Genomic DNA, 3,450 nt, shown 5'->3' with positions numbered 1-3,450 from the left:
GGTGCCGGAGAGGTCTTCTTCGTCGTCGGGGGGTGGTTCGGGGCTTCGATCGGTGAAGGGGGTCTCTCCGGCTCGGTCCGTCAGGTGGTCCGCTCGGTCCGTCAGATGGTCCGCTCGGTCCGTCAGATGGTCGAGGACGCGGGACAGGGTCGGGCCGCCGGTGTGGGGGGCCGTGCTTCCCGGGGCCGGGCGGACTCCCATGGCGTCCAGGACGCGGTGGAGACGGGCCGCGTCTATGCGCCACTTGCGGTCCACGACCTCCTCCGGATACTCGCTCCAGCCCACCGGCGACCAGTCGGGCCCGGGCCCCGCGGGGCCGCCGTGGAAGAGGCGAGCGGCGAGGAGGGAGGCGGCCTCGTCGACCGCGCCCGGCTCCTCCAGCAGATCGCAGGCGGGCCGCTCACCGAGACGGGACGCGAAGCCCTCGGCCAGGCGGTCACGCCGGGACAGCTCCGTGAGCGCCGCCACGACCCCGGCGTCCAGCCGGGACGGCCAGCGGCCCATCCGCCAGGCCGGCAGCGCGACCCGGGTCAGCAGCCGGTCCCAGCCCGCGTACGCCAGGCCCACCTGCTCCTGGGCGACGATCCGCAGTCCGTAATCCACAGCCTGTGCACGCTCCGCGGCCGCGGCCGCCACGCCCCGCTCCATCTCGGAGGCGTGCACACGGCAACTGCGCAGCAGCAGTCGGGCCACCCAGCCGACCCCGGCCAGCACGGCCCGTGACACCGGTCCGCGGTGCGGCGCCGAGGCCACGGCCACCGCGGCGTCCAGACCCCGGACGAAGCGCCGGGCGGCGGCTATGTCCGGGTGCGCCGAGGGGCCCGTACCGGCGACGACCGGGGCGAGGACCGCACGCAGCTCGCCGACCCGCATCCACCACAGGAAGGGCGAGCCGATGACGAGGACCGGCGAGACCGGGTGACGGCGGTGCGTGTGTCTCCCGCCGCCCGCTATGTCGTCGTGCTCCTCGGCGGGGGGCGGGCCGTGGGCGCGGTGGGTACGGTCCTCCAGCCAGCTGTCGCAGTCCGGCGTGAGCGCTATCGCGGAGGGCGCGGGGACGTCGAGTCGGTCGGCGAGGTCGCGCACCATCCGGTACAGGTCGGCGGCCGCCTCCTCGGTGATCGGGATGGTCGGGCTCATGGCCGGGCGGGCCCGGGCGATGACCAGGGCGATACCCGCGGCGGCGAGCAGCACGAGAACCGCGACCGGCGTCAGGATCCAGCGGGCGGCATCCCAGCCTGGGCCGACGAGACGGCCGGTGGCGGCGCCCGCGAGCAGGATCACGGCGACGGCGGCGGGCAGCAGAGCGACGGCCAGTGCGCGGCTGCGCATGCGCAGCACGACGAGCGCCCGTGACCGCGCGACCTGCGCGCCTGCCTCCACACCCATTCCGGTCACGACCGACCTCACCCCCTCCCCGTTGACCTGACGCTGTCCTTGCTCACTCCCCCACTGTGGCACCGGCCACTGACATCGCAATGCCGGTGGGCCAAGTGCCGGAACGCTTGCGCCGCACCCTAGTTGGGGCTCCGCCCCCCGTCAGCCGGATAAGGCATCGGTCACTCGATGGAATGGCTTTGGGGAGAGGTGGATGACGGACAGCGAGGATCAGGCCGGCATACCGAAAACTTCAGGCCCCGGATCCTGAGACGGATCCGGGGCCTGTGAGGTTCACCGAGCGGGTCGGTTTCCCGCGTTGGGGTGATGCCGGGTGGCGGGGTTGACGAATGGCGGGGTTGACGAGTGGCGGAGACGCCGGGTGCCGGGGTTACCGGGTGACGGTGGCTCCGGGTTCCGGGGTTACCGGGTGATGGCGGTTCCGGGTTCCGGGGTTACCGGGTGACGGTGGCTCCRGGTGCCGGGGTCACGGAGTGGCGGCGGGGTTGCCGGTTGCGGCGGGGTTGCCGGTTACGCGCCTGCCGCCTTCGCGGCGATGTCCGTGCGGTGCTGGGAACCATCGAGCCGGATGCGGCCGACGGCCGTGTAGGCGCGGTCGCGGGCCTCGGTGAGGTCCTTGCCGGTGGCCGTGACGGACAGGACGCGGCCGCCCGCGCTGACGATCGCGTCACCGTCGCGCTTGGTGCCGGCGTGCAGCACGTACGCGTGCGGAGCGTCCTGGGCGGCGACCTCGTCGAGACCGCTGATCGGGTCGCCGGTGCGCGGGGTGCCGGGGTAGTTGTGCGAGGCGATGACCACGGTGACGGCCGCCTCGTCGCTCCAGCGCAGTGGCTCCAGGTGGGCGAGGTTGCCCGTGGCCGCCGCCATGAGGAGACCGGCCAGCGGCGTCTTCAGCCGGGCCAGGACGACCTGGGTCTCGGGGTCGCCGAAACGGGCGTTGAACTCGATCACGCGCACGCCGCGGGAGGTGATCGCGAGTCCGGCGTAGAGCAGCCCGGAGAACGGCGTGCCGCGGCGCTTCATCTCGTCCACGGTCGGCTGCAGGACGGTCTGCATCACCTCGTCGACCAGCTTCGGGTCGGCCCACGGCAGCGGGGAGTACGCCCCCATGCCGCCGGTGTTCGGGCCCTCGTCGCCGTCCAGCGCGCGCTTGAAGTCCTGGGCGGGCTGGAGCGGCACGACCGTCTCACCGTCCGTGACGGCGAACAGGGAGACCTCGGGGCCATCGAGGTACTCCTCGATGACCACGCGCTCGCAGGCGGCGGCGTGGGCCTTGGCCGTCTCCAGGTCGTCGGTGACGACGACGCCCTTGCCGGCCGCGAGCCCATCGTCCTTGACGACGTATGGGGCACCGAAGGCGTCGAGGGCCGTGTCGACCTCCTCGGGGGTCGTACAGACGTACGACCTCGCCGTGGGCACCTCGGCCGCCGCCATGACGTCCTTCGCGAAGGCCTTGGAGCCCTCCAGCTGGGCAGCCTGCCCGGACGGGCCGAAGACCGGGATGCCGGCCTCGCGGACGGCGTCGGCGACACCGGCGACCAGCGGCGCCTCCGGGCCGACGACCACGAGGTCCGCGCCGAGCCGCGTGGCCAGCTCGGTGACGGCCGCGCCGTCCAGGGCGTCGACCTGGTGCAGCTCGGCGACCTCGGCGATGCCGGCGTTGCCGGGGGCGCAGTGCAACGCGGTGACGTCGGGGTCGTGGGACAGGGAGTGGCACAGGGCGTGTTCGCGGGCGCCGCTGCCGATGACGAGGACCTTCACGGGGGTCAGCCTAACGGGAGGCGGCGGGCTCCTCTTGTGCGGGCCGCCGAAGGAGCCGGGGATCTTGGACTGGAGGTTCCTCCAATTGTGGCCCCCTGACCGGCCGGCCCGGGCCTGTCCGGCCGCTCAGGGCTCGTTCGAGAACTCCTCCACCACCGTCGCCCCCAGCTCCCGGACGATCAGCTCCTGGCCGGAGAGGGCCGACTCGTCGAGGTCGGGGTCGTCGTCCTCGGGGATGTCGTCCTCGACGGAGACGGACCGGGGCGGCCGGTCAGGGGGCCACAATTGGAG

The 3,450-nt window shown here is 73.4% G+C and carries 2 protein-coding genes and 1 pseudogene; all 3 read right to left on the bottom strand.

Annotation, left to right across the window (positions count from 1 at the left end; translation table 11 throughout):
- Window positions 1–1,389, bottom strand: a 1,389-nt coding sequence (locus CA983_RS41730) for a M48 family metalloprotease (protein WP_244207325.1), incomplete at its 3' end; no start/stop codon positions are given.
- A gap of 519 nt (window positions 1,390–1,908) precedes the next feature.
- Entirely contained in the window at window positions 1,909–3,159 is a 1,251-nt protein-coding gene (gene purD, locus CA983_RS41725) for a phosphoribosylamine--glycine ligase (RefSeq protein ID WP_086605861.1), read from the bottom strand.
- Between the two features lie 126 nt (window positions 3,160–3,285).
- Window positions 3,286–3,450: pseudogene (locus CA983_RS48630) on the bottom strand (DNA polymerase III subunit gamma/tau); the annotation flags it as partial.

The sequence above is a fragment of the Streptomyces swartbergensis genome (assembly GCF_002148965.1).
Classification (GTDB): domain Bacteria; phylum Actinomycetota; class Actinomycetes; order Streptomycetales; family Streptomycetaceae; genus Streptomyces; species Streptomyces swartbergensis.
Note: the sequence above shows the minus strand (reverse complement) of the source record. Positions and strands in the feature narration are given on the sequence as shown.